Source organism: Sulfurovum sp. (assembly GCF_049668085.1).
GTDB lineage: Bacteria > Campylobacterota > Campylobacteria > Campylobacterales > Sulfurovaceae > Sulfurovum.
On record NZ_JBATIY010000020.1, the window covers coordinates 1 to 3756 of the forward strand.

A 3756-nucleotide genomic window follows, 5' to 3' on the forward strand; every position below is an offset into this window, starting at 1 on the left:
GAATTCTTCTTTACATGCATCTATGAGCATCATAGAATCATCTGTTTGCATCTGTTTCATAAAAGCCAAGACTTCGAGCTCTCCATAGGTAGTGATCTCTTCATCTATGTACATAGGTAAAATATGACCACCTACTGTATGTACGTATGTAGACTTACATGATTCAGGTACTTTAGCATGCGCATAGTTTCCTGTCCACAACATGGTATTATTGATAGTCATTTTTTCACACTCTTTTGGAATATCCCGTTTTACAACTCTATCTACACCATGACCTTTTCTATCAATAGTTTTTATAAGTATACCTTCATACTCAAATCCTGTCTTTTGAGAAAAGAGATAGGATGTAAGAACTAACGCCATAGTAAGGTATTTATAAAACATTCTTTTCCTTTTATAGTATATAGTAGCATAAAGGGGATAGAAAAATGTCTAACTGGTGAGATGATATGCTAGAAAAATCTAGTTATTTAAATGTCAGTTCTGCTAAAATGTAAGTATCAACATATAACAATTTACATCAATTACTTTAGTAGCTAAACGATCCAACAGTGATTTGGTGCATTTGATACAGGTGTAATAATGAAAAGAATTATGATACTAAGTGGTGCCGGACTTTCTGCGGAGAGTGGCATTCGTACCTTTAGAGACCATGACGGTCTTTGGGAGAACCACGATGTGATGAAAGTCTGCTCTACGAAAGGCTGGATCGAAGATTGCCAATTAGTAACCAGTTTTTACAATGACCGAAGACGTGAACTTGAATCTAAAGAGCCAAATCGTGCACATAAAGTGTTGGCCCAACTTGAACACGATTATCGTGGAAGGTTCATCCATTTGACACAAAATATTGATAACCTTATGGAGAAAGCAGGTGCTAAAGATCTGATACATCTTCATGGTACGCTAACCGATCTTCGTTGTGAAGCGTGTACAGAAACGTTTCCTGTAGGGTATACTCCTCAAGAGGGAAATGAACAGTGTCCGCATTGTGGCAATAAAAGGGTACGTCACAATGTGGTCATGTTTGGTGAAGCGGCACCAGAGTACAGTCACCTACAAGAGGCTATACGTCATTGCACACTTTTTATTGCTATCGGTACCAGCGGTGCAGTGATCGACATTGCTTCTATTGCGAAAGAGTTTAAACACTCCGTTCTTATTGATCCCAAACGTCAACAGACTGTAAGTAAATTTGACCCTCATTCTTATATAGATGAATACTTTGAACATTTCATTCAGAAAAAATCGGGGGATGCAATGGATGAGATGATGGCAATTATCAAAGACCATATGGATAATTGATAATAACCAGTAGAAAAAATTTATACGTTTGTAGCAACTTTATAGGTAGGATCATCCTCTTCATAAGTACAGAATGGACCTGCAGAGCGTAATGTTTTCTTACAATCCTCAGAGAGGTGTCTAAGTGTAAGTTTTTTCCCTGCTTTTTTATACTTGTCTGTAAGAGCATCAATAGCTTCAGAACCAGAAGAGTCCATGACTCTTGCATCTTTAAAATCTATTACAACTTCATCAGGATCACTTTCAACATCAAACTGCTCGTTAAATGAAGTAACAGAACCAAAGAAAAGAGGGCCATCCAGTTCATAGATCTTTTTACCATCCTCTTCTCTTGTACGTGCAAATATCTTTGCATGTTCCCAAGCAAATACAAGTGCAGAGATAATAATCCCGGCTATTACTGCTACTGCCAAGTCTTCAAAGATAGTAATAATTGTTACAGTAATAAGCACAAATGCATCTGAGCGAGGCATATACTTAATACGGCTTAGGGAAGAGAACTCAAAAGTACCAATACTTACCATGAACATAATACCCACAAGTACAGCTACTGGAATAGCTGCAATTACATCTGAAAAACTTACTACAAGGATAATAAGTAAAACAGCAGCTGTAAAAGATGAAAGACGCCCCAGACCACCAGAAGTAAAGTTGATGACCGACTGACCTATCATCGCACAACCTGCCATACCACCAAAGAGTCCTGAAGTACTGTTTCCTACACCTAGAGCAATACACTCTTTATTACCCGAACCACGCTCTCCACCCATCTCATCCAGTACTGAGAGAGTTAGAAGTGATTCAATCAGACCTACAAGTGCCACAATGAGTGCTACAGGTAAAATGATTGCCATTGATGACCAAGTGAATAGTTCAGTAAGCGGTGGGGTAAAGCTAGGCATAGAAACATTTGAAAGATCTGCCAGATCTCCTACTGTTTTTGTTGCAATATCACCAAAGTAGACAACCAGAGTCACAACAACGATTGCTACAAGTCCAGCAGGTACAGCCTTTGAGACTTTTGGTAAAAACTGCATGGTTGCCATAGTAACAATAACAATAATATACATAATATAGTTTTCAGAAAATGAAGCTTTCATAATATCTAACCAGTTACCACCATACTGCGCTATATCGGTAGGTGCCAAAAAAGGTAACTGGGCTAGGGCAATGACGATAGCCAAACCATTCACAAAACCAAAAAGGGCAGGTTGAGGCACAAGACGGATGAACTTACCCATCTTTAACGCACCAATAGCAATCTGGATTACTCCTGCTATGATGGAAGTAAGAAGAATGTAATGAAGTACCATCATCGAGAGTTCTTCAACACCTAACTCCGGATACATGTTTTTCACAGAAAGGCCAAGACCTACAAAGACCACAGCTACTGACCCTGTAGCCCCAGAGATCATTCCAGGCTTACCGCCAAGTAGGGCAGTGATAAGTCCAATGATAAATGCACCATAGAGCCCAACCACTGGAGAAACACCTGCAATAAATGAAAATGCTATCGCTTCAGGTACAAGAGCAACTGCAACCAGTGCTCCCGATAGAATATCATTTTTTATATTTTGGGTCGAATAGTTTTGAATGTTAAACACATCAATTCCTTACTTTGTTTATAGTCGGAATTTTACCATAATAGTTTTACAGGCTACTTCTTCTCTGATACACGATTTAGAATCATCACAGAAGCGGTCAAGCCAAATCTTAACTTCACATTTTCTGGTAATTTGTCTAGTTTAATACGTACAGGTATTCTTTGTGCAAGACGAATCCATTGAAATACAGGCTTAACACTAGGAAGAAGATTGTTCCCGGGATTACCGTCAGAGTGCGCGATACCCCATGCTATGGACTCAACTTTACCGCTGAGAGGTGTATCAGAATACGCCAGGAGTGTCACTCTTGCTTCATCTCCTACTTTAACATCAGGAATGGCGTCTTCTCTAAAGAAACCAAATACCCAGTAAGAATTTTCATCGACTAGTGCCAAAATGGCTTTGTTCGCTGATGCCTGTGAACCTATCTGGAAGTTTATGTTTGAAACATACCCATCCACTTCTGCAAATACTTTAGTATATGAGAGATTGAGCTTTGCACTATTGACTGCTTCTGTAGATGAGTCAATATCTGCCAATGATTTAAAATAGTTGGTTTCATTACGAACAAGATCTTTCTGCGATACTGCACCTTTATCTTTGGCATATATGTTTTTAACACGATCATACTCTATCTTTGTGCCTTTTGCTGCTTCAAGTGTACGCTGAAGTCTAGCCTCAGCCTGATTAAGTTTCACTTGATACTGTGAAGGATCTATCTCAAAAAGGAGGTCACCTGTTTTTACTTTTTGATTGTCTACTACATGGATCTTGGTCACCATACCGTTCACGCGTGGTGTGACCTGGATCACTTGTGTGCGTACCTGTCCGTCACGTGTCCATGGGT

Annotated in this window: 3 protein-coding genes and 1 pseudogene; 1 reads left to right on the top strand and 3 read right to left on the bottom strand. The window is 39.2% G+C overall.

Translation table 11 applies throughout. The annotated features are described in order from the left end of the window. Nucleotides 1-384: pseudogene (locus WBM70_RS01495) on the bottom strand (rhodanese-like domain-containing protein); the annotation flags it as partial. Between the two features lie 198 nt (nt 385-582). Here WBM70_RS01495 and WBM70_RS01500 point away from each other — a divergent pair. Continuing rightward, a complete protein-coding gene (locus tag WBM70_RS01500) occupies nt 583-1305 on the top strand; it encodes an SIR2 family NAD-dependent protein deacylase (protein ID WP_424556751.1) in 723 nt (240 codons plus the stop codon). Between the two features lie 20 nt (nt 1306-1325). Here the strand turns inward: WBM70_RS01500 and WBM70_RS01505 are convergent, their stop codons facing one another. Then, nucleotides 1326-2909, bottom strand: a complete 1584-nt coding sequence (locus WBM70_RS01505) for a SulP family inorganic anion transporter (RefSeq protein WP_424556752.1) — start codon at nt 2907-2909, stop codon at nt 1326-1328. A 53-nt stretch (nt 2910-2962) separates the two neighbouring features. Then, the coding region (locus tag WBM70_RS01510) for an HlyD family secretion protein (RefSeq protein ID WP_424556753.1) at nt 2963-3756 on the bottom strand (794 nt) is incomplete at its 5' end.